Raw genomic sequence first — 24,636 nt, 5'->3', positions numbered from 1 at the left:
GTGGCGGGGTAGTGTTCGCCCGAGCGGGGCGGCCCGTCAATTTCATTGTGCTAATGCGGATCATTAGCGTGGCGAATGATCGCGTTGCGCGGCGACGGACAGCACGTCGGATACCGGTTCGCCGGCCCGCAGACGGGCAAGCAGGGCCGGCTCCGCGCGGTCCGACGCGAGTGCGGCTTCGATGACGGCGGCGAGCGTCGCTGCGTCGGCGAACAGCACGCCGTTGTCGTCGGCCACCACGATCGAGCCCGGGGCTACCGTCACGCCGCCGCATCGAACGGGTACGCCGAACGCGCTTGCGCCGTCGTCGAGGCGCTTGGTCGTCAACGCGCTCGTGCCGCGTGCGAAGACGGGCAGGCCGATCTGCCGAAGTTCGCGCAGATCGGTCGCCACGCCGTCGACGACGATGCCGGCCGCGCCCGTACATTGCGCGGCCGTCGCCGTGACCGCGCCGACGCATGCATGCGCGTAGTCGTCGTGCATGTCGATCACGAGCACGTCGCCGGTCGTGAGCCGTGCCAGCGCGCGGTTGACCGCGATCGCGTCAGGGCTGCGCAGTTGCAGGGTGACCGCGCGGCCCACCAGCTTCACGTCGGGGACGAGCGCCCGCAGCACGGGGTGTGCGAAGCCGGTCTCGAGAAAATGGCCGAGTGTCGGGAGACTCACGTCGCGCAGTTGCTGCGCGAGTGCGGGATCGAGGGAGCGTGTCACGGGATGCACCGTTCGGTTCGCCGGATTCATGCACGCCCGCCGGCCGGTTCGTCGCGGTGCGCGTTCGAGGACAAATCGCGTTTGAGCGTTTCGGTGAGCAGCAGGAGCGCGAGGGCGGATACCAGCGCGGACGCAACCATGTACCACGCGACCGACGAGCCGCGCCCGGTCGCCGACAGCAGCGCGGTCGTTACGATCGGCGTGGCGGCGCTGCCGAGCAGGCCCGACAGCATGTAGCTGACCGACAGCCCCGAATAGCGCACTTCGGTGCCGAACAGTTCGGCGAGGAAGGTCGCGATCGGACCGTAGTTCGCCGCGAACGCGGTCATCATCAGCAAGTAGCCCGCGAGCGTGAACGAGAATTCGCGGCTGTCGAGCAGCCAGAACATCGGGAACGCAAACAGCGCCTCGGCGAGAATGCCGCCGATGATGACGGGCTTGCGGCCGATCTGGTCCGACAGACGGCCGAACAGCGGCAGCATCACGATGCAGAGCGCACAGGCGATCAACACGATCGACAGCATCGCGCCGCGCGAGTAGCCGAGCGTCTGGGTGCCGTAGGTGAGCCCGAACGCGACCATCAGGTTGAACGCGGTGCCGGTCGACATCGTCGCGACGCCGCCGAGCACGACTTGCTTGCCGTAGCGGCCGAGCACCGCGGCGATCGGGAGCTTCACCTGCGCGGCGGTTTCCTTGACCTTCGCGAAGGTCGGCGTTTCGGTCGTGTTCAAACGGATATACAGGCCGACGCCGACGAGCAGCGCGCTTGCGAGGAACGGAATGCGCCAGCCCCACGCGAGCAGCGACTCAGGCGTCAGCATCGCACTGCTGACGAGGAACGCGAGATTCGCGATCAGCGTGCCGGCGGGCACGCCGATCTGTACCCACGAACCGAACAGGCCGCGCTTGCCGGCAGGCGCATGCTCGACTGCCATCAGTACCGCGCCGCCCCATTCGCCGCCAAGCGCGAGCCCCTGGACGATGCGCAGCGTCAGCAGCGACACGGGCGCCCAGATGCCGATCGCGCCATAGCTCGGCAACAGGCCGATCGCGAACGTCGCGCAGCCCATCAGGATCAGCGACACCAGCAGCATCGACTTGCGTCCGAGCCGATCGCCGAAATGGCCGAACAGCGCGGCCCCGACGATGCGCGCGAGATACGCGGACGCGAAGGTGCCGAAAGCGAGCAGCGTGCCGACGAGCGGCACGAAACTCGGGAAGAACACTTTGTTGAATACGAGCGCGGACGCGGTCGCGAACACGAACAGGTCATACCATTCGACCGTCGTGCCGATCACGCTCGCGATGGCGACGCGCTTCAGGTCGTTGGGGGCCGCATGAAGCGCGGGGGATGAGGCGGCGGGACGAACCGTGGCCATGGCGTTCTCCGGGGTGGGGCGGTCAGCGTTGAGATGACGGGCCGCGCAGCGTGCGCGGCAGGTGCGCCTTTATCGGAAGCCAAAAACAATAAGTAAAAGTGCGTTTTCTGATTCTTTGTATTAATGGCGTTGATGATGCATCCGGCGGTTGCCGGCGATTTTCAGTGCTGACTGGCTACCTCGCCATCCGCCCGCACGGCGCCCGGCGGTTTTCCGATCACGCGCTTGAACGCGCGGCTGAACGCGGCGAGCGAACCGTAGCCGAGCCGGTACGCGACGGCTTCGATCGCCTCGTGGTCGCGCGCGATCCACTGCGCGGCGAGCCGCATCCGCAGCTCGGTCAGGTAGCGTACGGGCGTCATGCCGGTCGCCGCGAGAAAGCGTTCGGCGAACACCGAGCGCGACACGCCCGCTTCGGCGGCCAGCTCCGCGACGCTCCAGTTGCGGCCCGGATCGCGATGCAGCGCGACGATCGCGCGGCCGAGCTTCGGCTCGCGCAGCGCCTGCACCCAGCCCGTCGCGTCGCCGCATCCGCACTCGACCCAGCCGCGCACGATGAACGCCGCGACCACGTCGGCAAGCCGCGCGAGGATGCCCGCGAAACCCGCGCGCGCCGAACAGGACTCGCGTTCCATCGCGTCGAGCATCGGGCGGATTTCCGGGTAGCGCGCGAGCAGCGTGCCGACGTGCATGAACTCGGGCATCGTGCCGACCAGCGGCTGCATGCCGCCGAGATCGAGCTCCATGCACGCGCTGAAGATCAGCACATCGCCGGCGCCCGGCTCCGTCGTCGCGCAGGCCGCAGGCGACGTGCCGGCCGATGCCACCGATGCGACCGTATCGCAGATCTTCGCGGCTTCGAAGCCGTTGATCTCGCGGCACGGCGCATCCGGATCGGATACCAGCGCATGCATGCGCCCGTGCGGCAGCAGGATGGCGTCGCCGGCCTCGAGCCGCATCGTTTCGCCGGATGCGTCGCGCAGCAGCACCGGCCCGCGCCCGACGAAATGGAACTGCGCGCGGCCCGGCGCCTGGCCGAAGCTCAGCCCGAACGGCCGCGCGACCTGGATACGGCGGTACTGGACGCCGCTCAGGCGCATCCCCAGCAGCAGCTCGCTGACGAGATCGTGCACGTCGGGGGCAGGAGGAAGCAGGGGCTCGGACATGATGAGATTCGGACGATCGATCAATAAGAGCGGATTGTATGTCATAGACCGTCCTGTCGCCGTTCCTTACGATACGCCGTCATCGGTATTTTCCCTATACGACAACGGACGGACGCATGAATCCCGGAATTTCCTCTGCAGCCTCGACGGCGGCCCCCCGCGAACCGGCCTGGGGCGCGGTATTCGCGATGACGCTGGGCGTCTTCGGGCTCGTCACGGCCGAATTCCTGCCCGCGAGCCTGCTCACGCCGATGGCCGACAGCCTTGGCGTGACCGAAGGCGTGGCCGGGCAGGCCGTCACGGCCACCGCGACGGTCGCGCTCGTCACGAGCCTGCTGATCTCCGCGTTGACGCGCACGATCGACCGGCGGCGCGTGCTGCTCGCGTTCTCGGTGCTGCTCGTCGCATCGAACCTGGCGGTCGCGTTCGCGCCCAACCTGACGACGCTGCTGATCGGCCGCGTCGTGCTCGGCGTCGCGCTCGGCGGCTTCTGGACGATGGCGACGGCCACCGCGATGCGGCTCGTGCCGACGGCGATGGTGCCGCGCGCGCTGTCGATCATCTTCAGCGGCGTGGCGGTCGCGACGATCGCGTCCGCGCCGATGGGCAGCTATTTCGGCCACCTGATCGGCTGGCGCAACGTGTTCCTGATCGCGGCCGTGCTCGGCGGCATCGCGTTCGTGTCGCAGGTGATGACGCTGCCGTCGATGCCGCCGAGCGGCACGACGCGGCTACGCACGCTGATCGACGTGCTGCGCCGGCCGACCGTCGGCCTCGGGATGTTCGCGACGATCCTCGTGTTCACCGGGCATTTCGCGTTCTTTACGTATCTGCGGCCGTTCCTCGAACAGGTCGCGGGCGTTGGCGTGAACGGGCTGTCGGCGATCCTGCTCGGCTACGGCATTGCGAACTTCGTCGGCACGTCGCTCGCGGGCCGCGTGCTCGAACACCGGCTGCGGCCGATGCTGATCGCGATGCCCGCACTGATGGTCGTGCTCGGCATCGCGCTCGTCGCGCTCGGCCGCGCGCCGATACTCGACGCGGTGCTCGTCGCGTTGTGGGGGATGGCGTTCGGCGGCGTGCCCGTCGCGTGGTCGACGTGGGTCACGCGCACCGTGCCCGACGAGGCCGAGAGCGCGGGCGGGCTGATCGTCGCGGCGATCCAGCTCGCGATCGCGACGGGCGCGGCGGCCGGCGGCGTCGTGTTCGACGCGAACGGTGCGGCCGGCGTGTTCGTCGGCGCGGCCGTCGTGCTGGCCGTCGCGGTCGCGACGATCGTCACCGGCGTGCCGAAGCGGGTCGGCGTGGCGGTGTCGTAACCGGCGGGCGGCCCGCGCTTCGCGGGCCCGCCGACGGTTGCCGGGCCGTCAGGCGGCGCCGGCGCCTGCGATGCGGTCGAGTTCCGCGAGCGCATCGTCCGGCAGATCGAGGTCGGCCGCCGCGAGATTCTCGCGCAGGTGCGCGACCGACGACGTGCCGGGAATCAGCAGGAGGTTCGGCGCGCGGCGCAGCAGCCACGCCAGCGCGACCTGCATCGGCGTCGCGCCGACGCGGGCCGCCACGCCGGACAGCGCCGACGACTGCAGCGGCGAGAAGCCGCCGAGCGGAAAGTACGGCACGTACGCGATGCCGTCGCGGGCAAGCGCGTCGATCAGCGCATCGTCGCTGCGATGCGCGATGTTGTAATGGTTCTGCACGCAGACGATGTCGCAGATCCGCCGGCCTTGCGCGACCTGCGCGGGCGTGACGTTGCTCAGGCCGACGTGGCGGACGAGCCCGCGCTGCTGCAGTTCGGCGAGCACGCTCAGCGGTGCTTCGATCGATCCTTCGGCCGGCCCGTGCGGGTCGAACATGACGCGCAGGTTGACGACGTCGAGCACATCGAGCCCGAGGTTGCGCAGGTTGTCGTGCACGGCCCGTTCGAGTTCGTCGGGTGCGAAAGCGGGCAGCCACGCTGCGTCGTCGCCGCGTCGCGCGCCGATCTTGGTGACGATCACGAGGTTGTCGGGATACGGATGCAGCGCATCGCGGATCAGCCGGTTGGTGACGTGCGGGCCGTAGAAGTCGCTGGTGTCGATATGGTCGACGCCGGACGCGACGGCTTCGCGCAACACGTTCAGGGCCGCGTCGCGGTCCTTCGGCGGGCCGAATACGCCGGGCCCCGCGAGTTGCATCGCGCCGTAGCCGATGCGTTTGACGTTGCGATTGCCGAGCCGGAAGGCGGCGGTGTGGCGAATGTCGGACATGACTGTTCTCCTGTCGATGAGTACGCCCAGCATAGGCATTGGCCGTCCGCGCGATAAGCCGTCATAATCCGCACGGGTTGTACGAAAAGGCGAACAATGCAAACCGATCTGGGCGATCTGAATGCGTTCATGGCCGTGGCGCGCGCCAGCGGATTCCGCGACGCCGCACGCATGACGGGCCTCAGCGCGTCGGGGCTGAGCGAGGCCGTGCGCCGGCTGGAGGCGCAGCTTGGCGTGCGGCTGCTGCACCGCACGACGCGCAGCGTCGTGCCGACCGAAGCCGGCGAACGCCTGCTCGCGCGTCTCGGGCCCGCGCTCACCGAAGTGGCGGCGGCGCTCGACGGTATCGGCGAATTCAGGGACAGACCGGCCGGCACGCTGAAGCTCAACGTGCCGCTCAGCGCGGCCCGGCTCGTGCTGCCCGCGATCGTGCCGCGCTTCCTCGATGCTTACCCGGACATACGGCTGGAAGTGATCGCCGACGAAAGTTTCGTCGACGTGCTGGCGGCCGGATGCGACGCGGGCATCCGCTACGACGAACGGCTCGAACAGGACATGATCGCGGTGCCGATCGGCCCGCGCATTCAGCGGTTCGCGACCGCGGCCGCTCCCGGTTATCTCGATCGTCATGGCCGGCCGCGACATCCGCGCGAATTGCTCTACCATCGTTGCCTGCGCGGGCGCTTCGCGAGCGGGGCGATGCCGCCCTGGGAGTTCGAGCGCGACGGCGAGGTCGTGCGGGTCGAGCCGGCCGCCGGGCCGCTGCTGGTGCAGGTCGGCGGTGCGTCGGACCTGCTGGTCGACGCGGCGATCGCCGGCACGGGCATCCTGCATCTCTTCGAAGACTGGCTGCGCCCGCATTTCGACAGCGGCGCACTCGAACGCGTGCTCGAACCGTGGTGGCGGCCGTTTTCAGGACCCTTTCTCTATTACCCGGGGCATCGTCTCGTGCCGCCGGCACTGCGCGCGTTCGTCGATTTCATCAAGGCATCCTGATTTTCGAGGGCATGGCGCGCGTCGCGAGCAGCCCGCCGCTCAGCGCACCGGCGCGTGCGCGTCGAGCAACTGCCGGTGGCGCGCGATGTGCGACAGCGCGGCCAGTTTCGCATCGCCGGGCAGGCCGCCGCGACGGATCGCGTCGACGTCCGCGCGGAGTACTCCCTGTTTCAGCGCGAGCGCGGTATGGAACGCGACCGGCCATTCGCTCGCGTTCGTGACCGCGTTGGTGAGCAGCAGCGTCTGGATCTGCGGCTCCGTGAGGCTGCTCGCGTGCACGCGCTCGAACAGGCCGATGAAGCCGTTGATCAGTACCGGCGACGCGGCCATCGCTGCCGCGATGTTGGGGATCAGGCCGAAGGTCTGCTGAAGCTGCCGGAGTACGGGCTTCGATTCGGCTGGCGCCGAATCGATCGTATGAAGCGAATAGGCGGACATGATGTCTCCCGGGCGACGAGCGCCGCCGGAATGGCGGCGCGACACCGGAAGCGTAGGGACGGTCGGGTCGCGCGCCAATTACATGGGATGTAATCGTTTGACGCGCGCCGCGACGCCCGACCGTCCCGCGAATCTGCTAGCCGCTTTGCTTGACCATCGCCGCAAGCGTCTTCATCGCCTGCAGATACGGATACGGCCCGTGGCTGATGCGGGCCACGCCGTATTCCGCGAGTTCGGCGAGCGTCGGCGTTTCCGCGACGCGCATCACGTTCACGGGCAGCGGCGACGCGGCCGTCAGTGCGCGAATGAGCGCAGGCGACCGAAGGCCCGGCACGAAGAGGCCGTCGGCGCCGGCCGCCGCATAAGCGCGTGCGCGTGCCAGCGTGGCGTCGAGCAGGCGTTCGTCGTGCGTGTCGGCAGGCGCCTTGAAGAACACGTCGGTACGCGCATTGATGAAGTAGTCGGCGCCCGCGCGATCGGCCTCCTGCCGTGCCGCCGCGAGACGCGTTGCCGCCGCTTCGACGTCACGCAATTCTCCCGTCGCCGGAAAGCTGTCTTCCAGGTTGCAGCCGATCGCACCGGCCTCGATGCTGAGCGCGATCGTCTCGGCGACATCCTCGGGCCGTTCGCCGTACCCGCTTTCGAGATCGACGGTGACCGGCAGGTCCGTCGCACGCGCGATCCGCGCAAGCACTTCCATCACGAGCGCGCGCGGCATCTGCTCGCCGTCGACGAACCCGTTCGCCGCTGCCACCGACCAGCTCCCGGTCGCCAGCGCCACCGCGCCGGCCTCGGCCACCGTGCGCGCGCTGCCGGCGTCCCACACGTTGAACAGCGCCAGCGGCTGGCCCGCGCGGTGAAGCGACCGGAAATACGCGCCTTTTTCATTGCTGCTCATTCTCGTTCCTCCTTGTGAAAACCGGATCGGTTGTCGTGCCGAACGATACTGCCACCGTATCGAGCGCCGCAAGGAAATCGCGCGCATCGAACAATTCGCCGAGGCTGCGCACGCCGCCTGAAACGACGGCCTTGCCGGCCATCAGGCGCGTGGTCGCCTCGACGATGATCGGCGCGCTGACCGCGTAGATGTCGCGCCCCGACGCCGTGACGCGGTGCGTCGTGCCGCCCTGCACGACGATCGCGTCCATCGCGAACTGCTGCGCCGAGCGGCCCAGCGCGTCGGTCGGCTCGGGCGGCGGCGTGGCGGCATCGCGCACGTCGCGCAGCGCGAGCGTCGCGAGCCACGATTCGATCGTATCGATGCGCAGATGGCGCGACAGTGTCATCACTTCCGAAAACGGCAGCAGCGTCACGCCGACGCTGCCGATCGGCGCCGGGAACGGCCACACGCGTTCGCGCGCCGTCGACGGCACCGGCGTCGGCTTGCCGTCCTTCTGGACGAGCCGCACCGCGCGGTTGCGTTCGCCCGTCACGCGCGTGCCGCGCGTCGGGTGCCAGCTATCGAGGCCGGTCGCGATATCGACACGGTCGATCGGCATGCGCGGGTCGACCGCGGCCGTGACGAGCAAGTCGGCCAGGCCGCCGTAGAACGCCGCGGCGGGAACGACGGTCACGCCCGCGGCGCGCGCACGGGCATCGACCTGTTCGGCCAGCGCCAGCACCGACGGCTGTTCGGCCGTCAGGTCGAGATAGGGGATGCCGGCCCGCAGCGCCGCATCGGCCAGCGGCAGCGCGGTATCGAGGTACGGGCCCGCGCAGTTGATCACGGCATCCGCGCCGCGCAACGCGGCGTCGAGCGCGGCCGGAGCGTCGATTGCCGCGACGCGCGAAGGCGCAGCGTCGCTTGTGCCGCCTTCCGCGAGCCGTGCGGCATCGCGGCCGATTCGGATCGCGCCAACGCCGCGCCGGGCCAGTTCGGCGACGACAAACCGCCCGGTGTGACCCGTGGCGCCATAGACAGCAACCGTCTTTCGATCGTCCATGATTGGATTCGCTACAGAACGGTCTGTTTTATAGTACAGACCTGTAGCGTCGTCAACCCTGCGGTGCTATGATCGGTCCACTGTTGCGGTACGGGCGGCCCTGAGCGGCCGAGCTTGGATGAAAAAGGGATCGGATACACAAGGAAGCGCGCCCGATACGCGCGAACGCATTCTGCAAACGGCCAGCACGCTGTTCTACCGGGAAGGCACGCGCGCGGTTGGCGTGGACCTGATCGTCGCGCAGGCGGGCGTCGCGAAGACGAGCCTCTATCGTCATTTCGCGACGAAGGACGACCTGATCGAGGCGTTCCTGTTGCGCGAGGACGCCGATTTCTGGGCGCATTGGGATACGGTGGCCGCGCAATACCGGCGCACGCCGCGCGAGGAACTGGACGCGCAGCTTCAATGGATCGGCGAGCGCATTGCGCGCCCCGGTTATCGCGGCTGCCCGCAGATCAACATCGCCGCCGAATATGCGGACGACAATCATCCGGCCCGCAAGGTCGCCGTCGCGCACAAGCAGGAACTGCGGCGCCGGCTGACGGAGCTGGCGAGTGCGATGCGAGTCGACGAACCTGAAGCCTTCGCGCTGCGGCTTGCGACGGTCATCGACGGCGCGCTGAGCAGCGGGCGTGCGCTGCACGAGCACGGTCCCGTGCACTTCCTGCAGGAATTCGCGCAACTGCTGCTACCGAAGAAGGGCAGGAAGTAAGTCCGCCCACTGCCGCGATCCGCGTGCCGGTTCAGCCGCGTGCAGCCGGCTCCTCCGACAGCGCGCGCAACTGGCCGCGCAACCGATCGACTTCTCCCGGCGCGAATGGCCGCTCGATGTCGGCATGCGTCTGCTGCCACAGCGGAAACGCTTCGGCCAGCAGGTCGTGGCCGGCCGGCGTCAGTTCGAGCAGGCGGCTGCGCCCGTCGTCCGGATCCTGCACGATCGTGACGAGCCCGCGCCGCTCGAGCGGCTTGAGCGCGGCCGTCAGCGTGGTGCGGTCCATTGCGAGCAGCGACGCGACCGATTTCATCGGTGCCGGTTGCGGTCGGTTCAGCGACATCAGCAGCGAAAACTGGCCGTTGGTGAGATCCAGCGGGCGCAGCACATCGTCGAAGATGCGCGCAAGATTGCGCGCCGCGCGCTGCATGTGCAGGCACAGGCAGCAATCGCGCACCATCAGCGTCGTTTCGAAAGGGAGCTTTTCTTTTCGTGCCATGTTGCAATTGTGTTGATATCAACCTATCTTGTCAAGGTCGAGGCGCGGCAGCCCGCCGCGCCCGTCACCGGAGGAGAAAGCATGAGTGCTCAACAGCAGTTGTATCTCGCCGTATTCCTCGGCAGCAAGGACAGCCCGGCGATGAAGGCGTGGTTGGCGCTTTCGGACCAGGAACGGCGCGCGAAAGAGCAGGAAGGCATCGCGGCGTGGAAGGCGTGGGTCGACCGCCATCGCGACGCGATCGTCGAGATGGGCGGGCCGCTCGGCAAGACCAAGACCGTCGACGCAGGCGGCGTGAAGGACACGGCCAACGCGCTGAGCGGTTTTACCGTCGTGCGGGCGGCCTCGCACGATGCGGCGGCCGCGCTGTTCGAAGGCCATCCGCATTTCACGATTTTCCCGGGCGAGACGATCGACGTGATGCCGGTGCTGGCGATTCCCGGCGCGTGAACGATGGCGGCCGCCGCGCGTTGCGATGCGTCGATGCGCCGTGGCCGCCATGCGGACATTTCCCCGACATTCTGGATGGAGATTGGCGATGAAGCTTTACGGATTTGCCGGCACCCGCTCGCAACGCGCGCTGTGGGGGCTGAAGGAACTCGATGCGGATTTCGAGTTCGTGTCGGTCAACCTGCTCGCGGGCGAGCACAAGCGGCCCGAATTCCTGCGCATCAATCCGGCCGGCAAGGTGCCCGTGCTGGTGGACGGCGACCGCGTGATTCCCGAGTCGGCCGCGATCGTGCTGTATCTCGCGGACAAGTACCCGGAGAAGGCGCTGTTGCCGGTCGATCCGGCGCAGCGCGCCCAGGCCTATCGGTGGGTCATGTTCGCGGTGACGGAGCTTGAACAGCCGCTGTGGCGGATCACGCGGCACACGTTCCTCTATCCGCCGGAGAAGCGCTCGCCGGCCGACATCGAACTGGCGCGCGAGGATTTCGCGACGATGGCCGCGATCCTCGACAAGCATCTCGAAGGGCGCAAGTTCATCGTCGGCGACACGCTGACGGTGGCCGACTGCGTAACGGCCTACCTGATCGACTGGGCCAGCGAATGCAACCTGATCGAGCCGTTCCCGCAACTGCGTGCGTATCTCGAACGGCTGTATGCGCGGCCGAAGGCGCCGCAGCGGATTGCGGAGGCGCGCAAGGCGGCGTGAAACGGTGGTCGGTCATGCCAAACGGCGTGATCGACCACGAACATTGTTTCAGACCGTTGCCGTTCGCTGGACGCGAACGCGGCCATCCGTTATCCCTTCGGGTTCCGAGAAAAAAGACGGTTGCTGAGGGAAAAGCATGGCCCAGGAACGAGGAATGCAAGGTGCGTTCGCGCAGTGGATCACCGGTCGTCAGTCGTATTTCCTGGAGATGCCGGGCGCGCCTCGGGTACAGGACCTGTCGATCATGTCGTTCGTGCTCGACGAGCAATTCGGCGAGCCCTACAGAATCGAGCTGACGCTGACGAGCCCGGATTCGCTCGCGCGCACCGACTATCTCAATCGCCCCGCGACCTTCACGATCGAGCCGGCGGGAATCTGCGGCGGCGCGGATGCCGTCCGCACCTTCGCCGGCTGTATCACTGCATTCGGACAGATACGCAAGACGCACGATTTCGTGTCGTACCGAATCGTCGTCGAACCGTTCGTCGCGCGCCTGCGTTTGACCGAGGCGTCGCGCATCTATCAGCAGCAGTCTGTGCCGGAGATCGTCGAGTCGATCCTGAGGCGGCACGAATTCCGCTCCCACCAGTTTTCGTTCAAGCTGCGGCGCGCCTATCCGCGTCTCGCATTCCGCATGCAATACCGGATGTCCGACTGGGACTACGTCCGCCTGCTGATGGAGCAGGCGGGCCTGTTCTGCTTCTTCCGTGCGGGACAGCATGGCGACGAACTGCATTTCGGCGATGACATCGATGCCTATACGTATCGTCCGGATGTCGTTATTCCGTACCGGGAGGCGAGCGGTCTCGAAACGGGCCACGAGGCCGTGCTGTCGCTCGAGTCGCTGAGCGAAACCATTCCGCAGTCGGTCAAGGTTGCCGATTACAACCCCGAAAAGGCCTACGACCGCTTCAATGCCGAAGCGAATATCGCTCGCGATGATCCGACCACGTGGGGGCGGCGTTATGTGTTCGGCACGCATCATCTGGACGGCGACGAAGCCCGATGTGAAGCGCAGCTGCGTCACGAGGCCGCGGTTGCCTGGCAGGTCGTGTATTCCGGGAGGAGTTCGGTGGTGGATTTCGCGCCGCGGCTCGTCGCGAAGCTCGACGAGAGGCCGGCCGATGCGCCGCACGGGATCGTCATCGTTTCCGTGCGTCACGCAGGCGGACGCGATGCGTCGTACATCAACACGTTCAACGCGATTCCGTGCGGCCGGCCGTTCCGCCTGAAGTTCGACGAGCGACGGTGGCCGACGATCGCGGGCACGCTGTCGGCGCGTGTCACGACGCCCGATGCATCGCCGTATGCGCATCTGACGAGCGGCGGCCGCTACACGGTGCGATTCGATTTCGATTTCGACACCTGGCCGGCCGGCGGCGAATGCGTGCCGCTCCGGCTCGCCAAGCCGTTCGCGGGCAGCAATCAGACCGGATTTCACTTTCCGCTGCTGGCCGATACCGAGGTGGCCATTGCATTTGCCGGCGGGAATCCGAACCGGCCGTATATCGCGCATGCGCATCACGACAGTCAGGCGGCCGACCTGGTGACGAGCCGGGACGGCTTCAATACACGCAATGTGATCCGCACGCGAGCGAACAACAAGCTTCGTTTCGAGGACCGGAAGGGACGAGAAGGCATCAAGCTGTCGACGGACTATGGCGGCAAGACACAGGTCAATCTCGGGCATCTCGTCGACGACCGGAAGGAGACGCGCGGCGAAGGGTTCGAGGTCCGAACCGACGAGCGTGGTGTCGTGCGTGCCGGCAAGGGGCTGTTCCTGACGGCCGATGCCCAGTCGAATGCACGCGGAAAGGCCTTCGACATGACGGCGGCCCGCCAGCAACTCGACGCGGCCCGGTCACGTATGCGCAGTCTGGCCGATTCGGTCGAGAAGGCCCGGGCGACGGTGGCCGCGTGCGACGCGCAGCAGGCATTGCTCGAATCGCGGATCAAGGATCTAGAAGCGGCCGTGCTGCTCGCATCCGCGCCGCACGGCGTCGCGATCGCCAGTGGCGAGCACCTGCAACTGGCGGCCGGCGGACATCTCTTTACGACAACGGGCGGCAATGCGGATGCGGCGATCGGCGGTAACTACACGGTCGCGGCCGGAAACGCGGTGTCGATGTATGCGAACGCGCAGGGAATGAAGCTGTACGCGGGCGCGGGCAAGGTCGACGTGCAGGCGCAAGCGGATGCGCTCGAACTCACGGCACTGAAGGGTGTGACGATCGCGAGCACGTCGGACGCCGTGACGCTGAATGCACAGAAGGCGCTGACGCTGATGTGCGGCGGGGCCTATATCAGGCTCGCGGGCGGGCTGGTGGAGATCGGCAGCGCGAGCGAGATCCAGTTGAAGGGGCCGCTGAGCATCGAGCCGGCCGCGACGCGACGACAGGCGCTGCCGCTGATGCCCGAACAGGAGCAAACCGGCATGCAGCTTTGGCATGCGTATCCGAATGGCGAGCCGGTCAGGAATGCACCGTATCGCGTGACGTTTCCGGACGGGTCGTGGCGCGAGGGGCTGCTGGATGCCAATGGCCGGGGCACGGTGGCGAATGCGCCGCGCGGCGGCGGTTCGGTCGAGTATCGCGAGGAAGACCACGATCTTCAGGATGCTGCGCGCAAGTGGGGCGACCCGAACGGGATGCCGGCATTTTCGGCAGCGAGTGGCGATGCCGGTCAGGCGGTGCCCAGTCTCGTCGGGGCGGCGATGGCGGCGGCAATACCGGAAGCCGGAACAGTCATGCAGGCGCTGCAGTCCGCGGTTTCCGTCCAGGCGGCGGCATCGGGCGTCGCGGCGAGTGGCGTGCAAGGCGATGTCGCCGCGCTCTCTCGATCCGCACTCGACATGGTCGGCCAGCCGGTTGCGAATGCCACCGCCAATCGCGCCGCAGCAGCGAAACCGGATGTTGCGCCGGGCCTCGTCAAAACCACCGTGTCGCGCTGATTCGCGCGTCGCGTCCGCTTCCCGTTCGAAACAGATAACAACTTATGGCCGGAACTGCAGCCCCTTCCACTCCTCAGCGCCCGATCCCGCGGGCGCTCCAGCAGAACGCCGAAGCACGGCGTGTCATCGTCAGTCCGGTTCCCGCGCCGGGAACATCACCGAAGCTGGTTGCCGCCGGCACCGAATCGGTCAGGAACCCCGGCCTCGAGCTCTTCGTGCAGTGCCTGTACATGGTGCCGTTCGTCGGTAACGCGATGTCGCTGTACGACGTCGGCGTCGACATTTACCGCATTTGCAGCGAGCCGGGCGGCACGAAGAAGGTGCTCAATTGGGGGATCCTCGCGATCGACGCGATCGGAGTCGTGCCGGCCGCGGGCAACGCCACGCGCCCGGCACGCGCGGTCGTCAAGGAAGTGCTGCTCGCGTTCGCGAAGGGTACCGGCGCGGCGGTGCTGGTCGATCTGTTCTGGGCGACGGCCGGCGGCGACGTGCTCGCGTTCATGGCCGAACTCGATACGCATCTGCGGAAGTGGAAGGACAGCGTCGTTCAAGGCGTGCGCGACGCGTCGCGTACGGTGCGGCGCTTCGTGCTCAATCCCGTGTCGACTGCCGAACAGATGGGGCGGATCAAGAAGAACACGGGCTTCCTGTCGTGGGTGCCATCGTCGGAGGAGATCGCGCTGATCGGCATCGACCAGTTGCTCAAGGTGTCGGGGCAGCGCGATGCGATCGTCGCGTGGCTGGACGCGTTCGATCGCGACACGGAGCCGATGCTCGACCAGGCATTCGGCAACGTGGAGGAAGCCGGCAGCCTGCTGTTCATGGCCGCGCAGATCACCGCGGAGATCAAGGCTCGCAAGGCGCGCAAGATTCCGTCGCATGTGGCGCAGGCCGCGCCGGGCACGATGCGCGAGCCGCACCGGAAGCCGGGCGAGCACCGCGATTCGACGCAGAAAGGGGCGGCGCCGAGCACACTGCCGGCAAAGGACGGCTGCGGGTGCCCGAAGACGGGCAGCAGCAAGCCGGTCAACTACGCGATGGGCGACGAGAATCTCGAGCAGACGGACTTCGTGCTAGACGGCATCGTGCCGATCGTGTGGACCCGACGCTACCGGTCGAGCCTTGCCGTCTACGATGCGAGCCCGCTCGGCGCGCGCTGGAGCAGCGCGTATCACCTGTCGCTGGAAGAACGGGACGGCGCGTTGACGTTCTTCGACCCCGACAGCCGCGCGGTGCCGCTGCCGCCGATGGCGGTCGGTGAGTCGGTCGAGGTGCCGACCGAACAGTTCACCGTGAAGCGTCCGGATGGACGACATGTCCTGCTGACGTACCCCGATGGCTCGCATGAGCGTTATGAGTTGCACGGTACGGTGACGCATGCTCGCTATCGCCTCATCGCCCGCACGAACCGCGATGGCCTCGGCCTGACCTTCACCTACAACACGGCCGGCGAACTCGCCGCGATCAGCGACGGCTCGGCAAACACGATTCGTATCGATTACGTCGACGGCCGCGTCTCGACGATCTACCGCGCGGGCGTCCCGGGTCTCGCCAACGAGGCACTGGCGCACTACACGTACAGCGCCGAAGGCGACCTGAGCGGCCACGTCGACATGCTCGGCTTCCGGCGCACGTATGCGTACGAACAGCACCTGCTCACGCGCTATACGGATTTCAACGGCCACCCCGCGAACCTGGCATGGGACTGGCCGGGGCGACGCGAAGGCGTGCCGGCGCCGGCCGACGCTCGATGCGTCCGCACGTGGCACGGCAATGAAGGTCAGCATGTCCAGGACGACACGCACTTCGAGTATCACCGCGACCACTGGTACACGAAGGTCACCGATGCGGACGGTAATGCGACGATCCATCGCTACGATTACCACAACCGGATCGTGCTGGTCGAACACGCGGACGGCTCGACCGAAACTTACGAATGGGACGAACAAAATCGTCTGGTCGGCACGAAGAACGCACTGGGCCATACGCAGCGTTTTGCCTATGACGCGCAGGGGCGGCTGACGGCCGAAACCGATACGCTCGGCAATACCACGCGTACCGACTACGACGAGAACGGGTTGCCGATCAAGGTGACTACCCCGGACGGGCGCGTCACGCAAACGGCCTATGACGAACTGGGCCGGCCGGTGTCAGTGACGGACCCTTCAGGCCGCACCACCCGCTACGCATGGGGCGTCCGGAGCGAGTTGCTGTCGCTGACCGACCCGAAGGGCGGCGTGAAGCGCTTCCGTTACGACCACGGCGGGCGGCAGGCCGAGGCGACCGACTGTTCCGGTCACGCGACGCATTATGGCTATGACGAACGCGGCCACCCGTCGCGGGTTACCGATGCCGCCGGTCACGTGACGCTGTACCGTTGCGATGCGCGCGGGCAGATCGTCAGCGTCACGCATCCGGACGGCAGCGAGGAGCGCTTCACGTGGGACGGCGAAGGCAACCTGCGCACGTACCGCGACGGCGCGGGCCAAGTCACCGAATACACGTTCAACGCGCGCGGACAGCCGACCTGGCGCAAGGATGCAGCGGGCCGGGAACTGGCATACGGATACGACCGGCAATGGCGGTTGGAGACGCTGACCAACGAGAACGGCGACCAGACGCGGTTCGGCTACGACCGGCTGGGGCGCGTCGTCGAACAGACGGATTTCGACGGCAGTACGACCCGTTACGTGTGGGACGACGCGGGGCAACTGAGCGGCTCGCAGGCTGGTGACCTCGAGACGACCTACGCACGTGACCCGCTCGGTCGATTGACGCGTCGGGAGACGAAGGGCGCGGGCGGTCGCGGCCACGTGACCGAGCGCTTTTATTACGACGTCCGAGGCCGCCTGACGACCGCACAGGGTCACGGCAGCCGCGTGCACCTGCACTACGACGATGCCGACAACTTGATCGCCGAAGAGCAGACGATTTACCCGGGTACCGACGGCACCTATACGACGGTGACCCGGCACGAATACGACGCACTCGGCAACCGGATCCGCACGCAGCTGCCGAACACGCGCACGATCGACTGGTTGCGCTACGGCTCTGGCCACCTGCACGGGGTGCTGCTGGATGGCCAGCCGCTGGTGGATGTCGAGCGCGATGCGCTGCATCGCGAAACGGTCCGCCGATACCGCAGCTTCGAGCAGACGCGCGAATACGATCCGGTCGGGCGGCTGAAGCGGATGATCGTGCGCCGCGAGACCTACGCGCGGCCGGCCGACTGGATCGCCAGCCGGCAACTGGGCTACGACGCGGTGGGCCAACTGACGCGCATCGAGGATCGCACGCGCGGCGTCACGGACTACACGTACGACCCGACCGGGCGCTTGCTGAAGGCGACCACGCCGGACCTGAAGGAAGTGTTTGCGTTCGACCCGGCGGGCAACCCGGTGGATCCGGAGAAGATCCCGCCGCGCCCGAGCGACGAAACGATCGAGTCGGTGACGGCGCGGATGCGGCGCCATATTGCGCAGGATCAGGCGTGGCAGGACGCGCACCCGGGCGAACGGATGTCGCCGGAGCAGGTCGCGCGGCGCCTGCACATGGCCGACGAGTTCATCGCGCTGACCAATTGGGAAAAGTCGCTGCCGAAGTGCGTCGGAAATGTGCTGAAGGAACTGAATCGCACATGCTATGAACACGACGCGCACGGCAATCTGGTGCGGAAGACGGAGCCGGGCGGGGTGACGTGGCTGTATGACTACGACGCGGCGCACCGGCTCAGACGGGCCGATCGCTATGCGAAGCCGCCGGTGGCGAACGAGATCGGGCGGGGCGAGTACGAAGCGGGCGGCTGGGCCTCCGATCCGGGTACGGTGCGGCCGGAGTTGCGCGTGAGCTTCACCTATGACGCGTTCGGCCGTCGCAGGTTGAAGGACGTGGGGAGAAAGGACGGCAGCATCGATCGGACGGTGTTCACGTGGGACGGCGATGTGCTGCTGATGGAGGAGCGGTTCCACATCCCGCCGCCGCAACCGGGCGAGCGCGAGCGGGTGACGCATCGTCCGACGCAGGTGGTGCGGGAGGATCCGGACGATGCGTACGCGGTGCCGGTGGCGCAGCGGATGCATACGTTCGGGGAGCGGTACCAGTGGCAGGGGGCGTCGCTGTACCTGCACGAACCGGGCACGTTCGTGCCGCTGGCGCGGCTGGACGAGACGCTGGTGGAGGCGGCGTTTATTGCGACAGGCATGGACGGGCGGTTCGTGCAGGTACCGGCGAAGACGCGGCATGCGACGCTGTTCTACCAGAACGATCATCTCGGGACGCCGCAGGAACTGGTGGACGAGTCGGGGAAGGTGGTGTGGCTGGGGCGGTACCGGGCGTGGGGCGGCGAGAAGACGGTGTGGCGGGAGGTGCCGGAGCGGAACGAGGCGGGTAACCCGATCCGGTTTCAGGGGCAGTATCACGATGACGAGACGGAGCTGCATTACAACCGGTATCGGTACTATGATCCCACCGCCGGACGGTTCATTAGCAAGGATCCGATCGGGCTCACTGGCGGGATCAACGTCTATCGATACGCGCCGAACCCGGTCGGGTGGATTGATCCGCTGGGCTTGGCTAAGACAACATGCGACTTATATGCATTTGGTAATGCCAGTGGTCCGCGCGAACCTAGAATCCAGGGCGTTAACACAAAACCGGGACAAAACGCAGACTTGATTGCCGACGCAGCTGGAATGGTGGGGCCGACTACTGAAGGAGGAGCGTCGACATTCGGTAATGTCAATAAGGCACCTATCAGTGGTACTTATCACAAGCTTCCAGTTGGATCGGAACTCCCAGATGGGATAGAGGTCGTCGCGGATGGCAAGGACGTTGGCGGAGCGCATGCCGCAACACATCATACAGTCTGTCCGTCTAAGCGAATGTCGGGACAGACATTTATCGAGAAATTCAAAAATCTGCCGTGGATTAAGGCTGGAAAGAGGTAATAATGAAAGATAAAGAAAATGACTCGTGGAAAAAACTTAAAGAGGCTTTCCATGTCTACGTGAAATTGAGAGGCGGGTTTGTAAAAAAAACATCTGCTGTTTCTTTTGTTAAGCGAGCCTTTTCCGTGCCTGAGGAAAGGGCTATGGCCATCGATTTGGTGTCGAGCTATCCTGAGTCGGAGAGAGTCGTATTTTTTAAGCAGTTGATCTTAATGTCCAGCTATGTAAATGGTTTCACGGAAGAGTGCAGAAATTTGATATTGGAGTTGCCGCGTGATTGGGTGATGAAAAATATCGAGGCAGAAATTGATGGAGTGCTGGATAATGGGGGTTATGAAGAGTATCGCTGTTTACTAGAATTGTGTTGTGAGCTGGATCGAGATTTGATGATTAAATTTGCGAAGCGTGCTCTGGATAGTTCTGACGAAGACATCAGGGATGCAGGGGCAGATTTCTTGTCCCGCTAATCTGGCCGAGGTCGAGCAGTTCAGAGGGGCAGCGATATCGCTTCAATGCGGCGGGGCAACTGTTGCGTATCGAGGATAGCCGCGAGGGCGGAATCTACTATCGTTACTATCTGGTCGAGCGGCTGATCGAGGTCGAGATCCGTGCCGGGAAATGAGGCACTGAGTGCCAGTGCACATGAACCTGCGGCGATACGGCTATGACGCGCTACCCCATCTACTCTAGCCAACTGTCGTGTGATGTCGAGATGACTCGGTATGCAATTCGAAGCAAAACTCGCCAATCCGGACAACGACAAAGCGCATTTTTAAATAACGTCGACCAGTCACGTAGCTGGGGATGGCTACAAGGGTTCTCTGGTAAAGATCAAGATAAAATGAAGAGGTGGAAATGAAAAAATAGAAATAAGATATCCGAGTTGGTATGACGATCTGGCGGAATTGGAGCATGAAAAAAGGGATGCCTGGAGCGTGTCGTCGTTGAGTCAGATGGAGCTGAATTTGAATTGAATTTTTATGATGTGGTTAGATTCGCCGCAGGATGCGGAAGATAGTGTTCGTGACAGTGGATTATTTTTTATGTCTAGTGTTGTGATTGTCGGGAGCGTTACCAGAAGTCATTTAGAGGTCGCGGTGCGAAAAATTATCGAGCAGATATCATGATGGGAAAGTTGAGCGTGTGATGCCGCTGAGTCGGACACGACCGTGCGCTTTGTGCAAGGGCCGGCGAAGACGCGGCGTACAACACCGTTCTACCAGTACGATCATCTTGGGGCACCTCAGGAACTGGTGGATGAAACGGGTGTGGCCGAAAGCGCCGCGGCGGATTGCAGACGCGAAGAAGGCGGCGTCGGTCATACCGGATGGCATGACCGACTGAGCAATTCCGCTGGCATGCGGTCACGACACCTCGACAGGCCCGCCGAGCGCGCGACACAGCATCGACAAGTCGCGAATGGTGAGATGTGGCGACGCGGCACGAGGTACAACCCGCTCCACTTCCGGATGATGGTCGCGAACCACCCATGCCGCCTGAAGCCCCGCATTCAATGCACCGACGATATCGAGGTGGTAGTCGTCCCCGACGTGCAGTAATTCCGCCGGCCGCACGTCGAGTGCCTTCGCCGCCGCATGGAATATTTCGGGTTCCGGCTTCGCGGTCCCGAACACGCGCGCGCTGAGCGTTTCCCGAAAGAATTCTCCGCCGCCGGTCAGCCGGAGATCCGCGTTGCCGTTGGTCACCGCGATCAACGGAAACCGCGCACTCAACCAGGCCAGCGCCGGCAACGCGTCTTCATAGAACTCGACGTTGTTCCGCGCGGCATAGAAGACGTCGTAGGCGCGCTCGGTCAGCGCGACGTCTTCGTTCGCGCGCTCCAGCGCAAGCCGGATCGAGCCGAGTCGCAACGCGCGATAGTCGCTGACGAGGTCCGGACACAAACGTTCGTATTCCTCACGTAGCTCGCTCAGCATCTGTTGCGTGGATAGCACGCTCGCGATATTGGGCGCGTGTTCGATCAACCACGTGCGAAGTGCCGCTTCGGCCCGTTCGACGGCAGGTCCGAACGGCCACAGGGTGTCGTCCAGGTCGAACGAGAGGGCGGATACTTTGGCGAGACGCATGGCGGTTGAAAGGGGTAGGTCGTTTACCAGGGCCACGGAACTGAGATCCCCGTGCCGTTTTCAAGGGCCTGCTCATACAGAAAGCGCGCGACGGTCAGGTCCTGGAGTGCGAGTCCGGTCATGTCGAATACGGTGATCTCGCTCGGCGAGCGGTCGACCGACGCCGTCCCGGCGAGCAGGTCGCCGATTTCGGTGCGCGGCAGATCCGGCGCCCACTGACACTCGCCAATGCTGCGCGCCTGATCGTGATCGTCCACAAAAACGCGCGCACGTTCCAGCACGCCGGCCGGAAGTTCGCGCTTGCCCGCAGTGTCGGCGCCCACGCAGGTCAGATGGGTGCCCGGTTGAACCGCATCCGCATCGAACAAGGCGCCGCCGCCGGGCGTTGCCGTGATGACCACGTCGCTATCGGCCACCGCGTCGTTCCGGTCGCGAGCGACGCGGATCGCGCATCGTTCGCGGAACGCCGATTCGAACACCGGGTCCGGCTCGCCGTTGCGGTTCACGTACTGCACCGCGCAACGTTGCGGCAGCAGCCTGAGCGCATAGTCGAGCTGGACGCGCGCCTGCACGCCCGTGCCGAACACGCAGATCCGCGTGCTGTCGCGGCGGGCCAGCAGTTGCAGCCCGAGGCCGCCGGCGGCACCGGTCCGCGCGGTGGTGATCGCGTTGCCGTCCATGATGCAGAGCGGGCGGCCCGTGGCCGGATCGAACAGCGCGACGGTTGCCTGATGCGGCTCGCCGCCGCGGGCCCGGTTGCCGGGCCAGAATCCGGCCGCCTTGAACCCGAGCAGATCCTGGCTCGCGACGTCGCCCGACTTGATGCCGAATACACCACCGGTGTGCAGTTTCTCGCGGACCACCGGGAACACGCGTCCGGCCCTTTGGCCGTGCAGCACAAAGGCTTCCCGCACCGCAGCCATCACGTGCTCGGCCTGAAGGGCGGGTTCGACGGCATCGCGGTCGAGAAGAAGGAGTCGGGCGTCTGTCGGCATGTCAGGTCAGGCTTTCCGGCCCAAGGCGAATCGGGAAAGTTTAAAGTGTGTCCAGATTTAGACAAATAGTCAATGTGTGGGCGGGATGGCTTCGATGCAGGGCACCGCTCACCATCCGTAGAAGCGCGGCCACGCGTGTACGGTGCCGCCTTCGCCGATTGCCTGATATTCGGGGTGTTGCGCGCCGGTGGCGCACGCGTGATTCGGCAGGATGCGCAGGCGCGTTCCGATCGGAAATCGCTGCGCGATGCCCGTGTCGGGCGAGCCGATACGCGACACGATGCCGTGCTCCTGGTTCGCTGCGCTCACGACGTAGTCGCCGAGTACTTCGCCGTCTTCGGAGCAGACCTGCCCGTAGCCGAAATCGCGCGCCTGTCGCTGCGTTCCGCGGTCGCGGCTCATCGCCATCCAGCCCGCGTCGACGATCGCCCAGCCTTTCTCTTCCTGGTGTCCGATGACGGTGGTCAGCACCGACAACGCGATGTCGGACAGCTCGCACACGCCGATGTTGTGCATGACGAGGTCGAACAGCACATACACGCCGGCGCGGACCTCGGTGACACCGTCGAGGTTGTCCGCCGACAGGGCGGTGGGCGTCGAACCGATACTTACGACCGGGCAGGGCAACCCGGCGGCCCTGAGTCGCTCCGCGGCCCGCACGGTGCGGCTGCGCTCCTGTTCGGCGATCGCCACCAGCGCGTCCCGCGTGTTGTAGTCGTAGCTGGAGCCCGCGTGAGCCAGGACCCCGCCCAGCATCATTCCGCCGTCGACCAGTGCGCGGCCCACGTCGATCAGCCCGTCGCCTTCAGGCGGGACGCCCGAGCGGTGGCCGTCGACGTCGACCTCGATCCAGACTTCGAAACGCTCGCCGTGCTCGCGCCCGAATTCGGCGATTGCGTGCGCGGCCTGCAGGCTGTCGGCGACGATCTTCAGGTCGCAGCCCTGCCGGCGCAGCGCGAGCGCCTGGCTCAGTTTGGTGGGCACCATGCCGACCGCATAGACGATGTCCCGGACGCCGCCCGCGAAGAACTGCTCGGCTTCCTTGAGCGTCGACACCGTGATGCCGTGCGCACCCGCCGCGATTTGCGCGTCGACGACGTGCCGGCATTTGGTGGTCTTGACGTGCGGCCGGAACCTGACGCCGAGTGCGTCCAGATGCGCCTGCATGCGGTCGATGTTGCGACGCATGCGGCCGACATCGATCAATGCGGCCGGGGTGTTGAGGGTTTGAATGTGCACGATGCGTTGCCTCGGAGTGTTGCCGACGCGAACACAGTAGGGCAGTCGGCGGGCACCGTGTTTAACGCATGACTAATCCGTCATTAAGCGTCGTTTAATCGGAAGAATCGCGGAGTCGTGGTGCGGCTCATGCTTTGCCGCGCCACGGTGGCGGATCGAGAAACTGCCGCGCGGCTTCGAGAAAAATCCGCTGCCGTGCGGAGCGGCCGGTGCGCGACGGCAACAGCGCCGTCACCGGCGCGGGCGGCAGGCTCCAGTCGGGCAGCAACCGGACGAGCTTGCCATTCGCCAGCAGCGGGGCGACGTCCCATTCCGAGCGTTCCACGATCCCGAGCCCGGCCAATGCCCATTCGGTGATGACGGTGCCGTCGTTGGAGGACAGCGCGCCCGAGACACGGATGACGGTGGACCGTCGGGGCTCGCGTTGACCGTTGCCGCTTGGCGAGAAGCGCCAGCGCGGGATGTCCTCGTCGTTCTCGCGCAGACACAGGCAGTCGTATCGAGCCAGGTCGGACGGATGATTCAGCTCCTTGATGCGGCGTGCGTACGCGGGGCTCGCACACAGGAAACGCTCGTTGGGCGCCAGCGGATAGCCGATCCACGAAGAGGACTTGAGGCTGCCGACATGCACGACCACATCGGCCGCCGACGCGCTCGTCAACGGGCTCTCCGACAGGTGGAGCGAGATTTCGAGCTTCGGATGCGCGCGTTGCACGTCGCGCACGATCCGCGCGACGTACTTGCGCCCGAAGCCGAACGGGGCGACGACGCGCAGCGTGCCTTGCACGTCGCCGTGGTCGCCCGAGATGCTGACCGGCAGCGCCTCCACGCGCTCGAGAATATCGACGGCTTCCTGGTACAGCCGTTGCCCTTCGTCGGTCAACGCGATCCCTTTCGACTGCCGCACGGCGAGCCGTGCACTCAATCGCGCTTCCATCCGCTGCAGGCGAATCGTGACCGCGGGCGGCGTGAGATCGAGCAGGCGCGCGGCAGCGGCCAATGAACGCGACGCGCCGATCGCGCGAACGAGTCGAAGGTCGTCGAGATCGAGCATTTCATTTCTCTTAATGCGGGCTTTGCCGGGCATTAAACCGCACATCACGCCGGGAATCCATCGATGCGGTTGCGGATCGCGGCAAGTGCGTGCGATGACCGACCGTGTGCGAGCCGGTG

General features: G+C 65.9%; 19 protein-coding genes and 1 pseudogene. 8 read left to right on the top strand and 12 right to left on the bottom strand.

Annotation, left to right across the window (positions count from 1 at the left end):
* Positions 1 to 63: 63 nt before the first annotated feature.
* The 3 genes from JYG32_RS25415 to JYG32_RS25405 all read right to left on the bottom strand — a co-directional run bounded on the left by JYG32_RS25415 (position 64) and on the right by JYG32_RS25405 (position 3,301).
* On the bottom strand, positions 64 to 711 hold the full coding sequence (locus JYG32_RS25415; protein ID WP_249744877.1) for an RraA family protein: 648 nt from the start codon (positions 709 to 711) through the stop codon (positions 64 to 66).
* Between the two features lie 26 nt (positions 712 to 737).
* Positions 738 to 2,090, bottom strand: a complete 1,353-nt coding sequence (locus tag JYG32_RS25410; RefSeq protein ID WP_213267398.1) for an MFS transporter — start codon at positions 2,088 to 2,090, stop codon at positions 738 to 740.
* 161 nt (positions 2,091 to 2,251) lie between these two features.
* A complete protein-coding gene (locus tag JYG32_RS25405) occupies positions 2,252 to 3,301 on the bottom strand; it encodes an AraC family transcriptional regulator (protein ID WP_213267397.1) in 1,050 nt (349 codons plus the stop codon).
* 71 nt (positions 3,302 to 3,372) lie between these two features.
* Here JYG32_RS25405 and JYG32_RS25400 point away from each other — a divergent pair, with 71 nt between their 5' ends.
* The gene (locus tag JYG32_RS25400) at positions 3,373 to 4,575 is read left to right on the top strand and encodes an MFS transporter (RefSeq protein ID WP_213267396.1); all 1,203 of its coding nucleotides are present in this window, start codon (positions 3,373 to 3,375) and stop codon (positions 4,573 to 4,575) included.
* Positions 4,576 to 4,623: 48 nt separating this feature from the next.
* Here the strand turns inward: JYG32_RS25400 and JYG32_RS25395 are convergent, their stop codons facing one another.
* Positions 4,624 to 5,502 carry an aldo/keto reductase family oxidoreductase gene (locus JYG32_RS25395; protein ID WP_213267395.1) on the bottom strand — a complete coding sequence of 293 codons (879 nt, stop codon included), beginning with the start codon at positions 5,500 to 5,502 and terminating at the stop codon, positions 4,624 to 4,626.
* Between the two features lie 96 nt (positions 5,503 to 5,598).
* Between JYG32_RS25395 and JYG32_RS25390 the strand changes: the two genes are divergently transcribed.
* Entirely contained in the window at positions 5,599 to 6,498 is a 900-nt protein-coding gene (locus JYG32_RS25390) for a LysR family transcriptional regulator (RefSeq protein ID WP_213267394.1), read from the top strand.
* 78 nt (positions 6,499 to 6,576) lie between these two features.
* Here the strand turns inward: JYG32_RS25390 and JYG32_RS25385 are convergent.
* The 3 genes and pseudogenes from JYG32_RS25385 to JYG32_RS25375 all read right to left on the bottom strand — a co-directional run.
* Positions 6,577 to 6,936 (bottom strand): annotated as a pseudogene (locus JYG32_RS25385) (carboxymuconolactone decarboxylase family protein); the annotation flags it as partial.
* Positions 6,937 to 7,072: 136 nt separating this feature from the next.
* A complete protein-coding gene (locus JYG32_RS25380; protein ID WP_213267393.1) occupies positions 7,073 to 7,834 on the bottom strand; it encodes an isocitrate lyase/PEP mutase family protein in 762 nt (253 codons plus the stop codon).
* Positions 7,821 to 8,879: a saccharopine dehydrogenase NADP-binding domain-containing protein gene (locus JYG32_RS25375; RefSeq protein ID WP_213267392.1), complete on the bottom strand. Its 1,059-nt coding sequence runs from the start codon at positions 8,877 to 8,879 to the stop codon at positions 7,821 to 7,823. The genes JYG32_RS25380 and JYG32_RS25375 overlap by 14 nt, the downstream gene beginning before the upstream one ends.
* A gap of 118 nt (positions 8,880 to 8,997) precedes the next feature.
* On the opposite strand from JYG32_RS25375, the gene JYG32_RS25370 reads away from it, so the two are divergent.
* Positions 8,998 to 9,591 (top strand): TetR/AcrR family transcriptional regulator, encoded by a 594-nt coding sequence (locus tag JYG32_RS25370; RefSeq protein ID WP_213267391.1) that lies wholly within the window; start codon positions 8,998 to 9,000, stop codon positions 9,589 to 9,591.
* A 31-nt stretch (positions 9,592 to 9,622) separates the two neighbouring features.
* On the opposite strand, the gene JYG32_RS25365 is transcribed toward JYG32_RS25370, so the two are convergent.
* The gene (locus JYG32_RS25365; RefSeq protein ID WP_174378261.1) at positions 9,623 to 10,090 is read right to left on the bottom strand and encodes a MarR family winged helix-turn-helix transcriptional regulator; all 468 of its coding nucleotides are present in this window, start codon (positions 10,088 to 10,090) and stop codon (positions 9,623 to 9,625) included.
* Positions 10,091 to 10,171: 81 nt separating this feature from the next.
* On the opposite strand from JYG32_RS25365, the gene JYG32_RS25360 reads away from it, so the two are divergent.
* The 5 genes from JYG32_RS25360 to JYG32_RS25340 all read left to right on the top strand — a co-directional run bounded on the left by JYG32_RS25360 (position 10,172) and on the right by JYG32_RS25340 (position 19,609).
* Positions 10,172 to 10,540 carry a YciI family protein gene (locus JYG32_RS25360; RefSeq protein WP_213267390.1) on the top strand — a complete coding sequence of 123 codons (369 nt, stop codon included), beginning with the start codon at positions 10,172 to 10,174 and terminating at the stop codon, positions 10,538 to 10,540.
* Positions 10,541 to 10,628: 88 nt separating this feature from the next.
* A complete protein-coding gene (locus JYG32_RS25355; RefSeq protein ID WP_174378259.1) occupies positions 10,629 to 11,246 on the top strand; it encodes a glutathione S-transferase family protein in 618 nt (205 codons plus the stop codon).
* Positions 11,247 to 11,400: 154 nt separating this feature from the next.
* A complete protein-coding gene (locus JYG32_RS25350; protein WP_249744876.1) occupies positions 11,401 to 14,196 on the top strand; it encodes a type VI secretion system Vgr family protein in 2,796 nt (931 codons plus the stop codon).
* A 44-nt stretch (positions 14,197 to 14,240) separates the two neighbouring features.
* Positions 14,241 to 19,142, top strand: a complete 4,902-nt coding sequence (locus JYG32_RS25345) for an RHS repeat-associated core domain-containing protein (protein ID WP_249744875.1) — start codon at positions 14,241 to 14,243, stop codon at positions 19,140 to 19,142.
* A 2-nt stretch (positions 19,143 to 19,144) separates the two neighbouring features.
* Positions 19,145 to 19,609, top strand: a complete 465-nt coding sequence (locus JYG32_RS25340) for a hypothetical protein (RefSeq protein ID WP_174378258.1) — start codon at positions 19,145 to 19,147, stop codon at positions 19,607 to 19,609.
* A gap of 897 nt (positions 19,610 to 20,506) precedes the next feature.
* Here the strand turns inward: JYG32_RS25340 and JYG32_RS25335 are convergent.
* The 4 genes from JYG32_RS25335 to JYG32_RS25320 all read right to left on the bottom strand — a co-directional run bounded on the left by JYG32_RS25335 (position 20,507) and on the right by JYG32_RS25320 (position 24,517).
* The gene (locus JYG32_RS25335; protein ID WP_213267389.1) at positions 20,507 to 21,229 is read right to left on the bottom strand and encodes an HAD family hydrolase; all 723 of its coding nucleotides are present in this window, start codon (positions 21,227 to 21,229) and stop codon (positions 20,507 to 20,509) included.
* A 23-nt stretch (positions 21,230 to 21,252) separates the two neighbouring features.
* The gene (locus JYG32_RS25330; RefSeq protein WP_213267388.1) at positions 21,253 to 22,224 is read right to left on the bottom strand and encodes an ornithine cyclodeaminase family protein; all 972 of its coding nucleotides are present in this window, start codon (positions 22,222 to 22,224) and stop codon (positions 21,253 to 21,255) included.
* 108 nt (positions 22,225 to 22,332) lie between these two features.
* Complete coding sequence (locus tag JYG32_RS25325; protein WP_213267387.1) at positions 22,333 to 23,463, bottom strand: DSD1 family PLP-dependent enzyme; 1,131 nt, start codon at positions 23,461 to 23,463, stop codon at positions 22,333 to 22,335.
* 127 nt (positions 23,464 to 23,590) lie between these two features.
* Positions 23,591 to 24,517, bottom strand: a complete 927-nt coding sequence (locus tag JYG32_RS25320; RefSeq protein ID WP_174378255.1) for a LysR substrate-binding domain-containing protein — start codon at positions 24,515 to 24,517, stop codon at positions 23,591 to 23,593.
* Between the last annotated feature and the right edge of the window lie 119 nt (positions 24,518 to 24,636).

It is taken from the genome of Burkholderia pyrrocinia (genome assembly GCF_018417535.1).
GTDB lineage: Bacteria > Pseudomonadota > Gammaproteobacteria > Burkholderiales > Burkholderiaceae > Burkholderia > Burkholderia pyrrocinia_E.
This window is presented reverse-complemented; position numbering and strand designations above follow the sequence as displayed.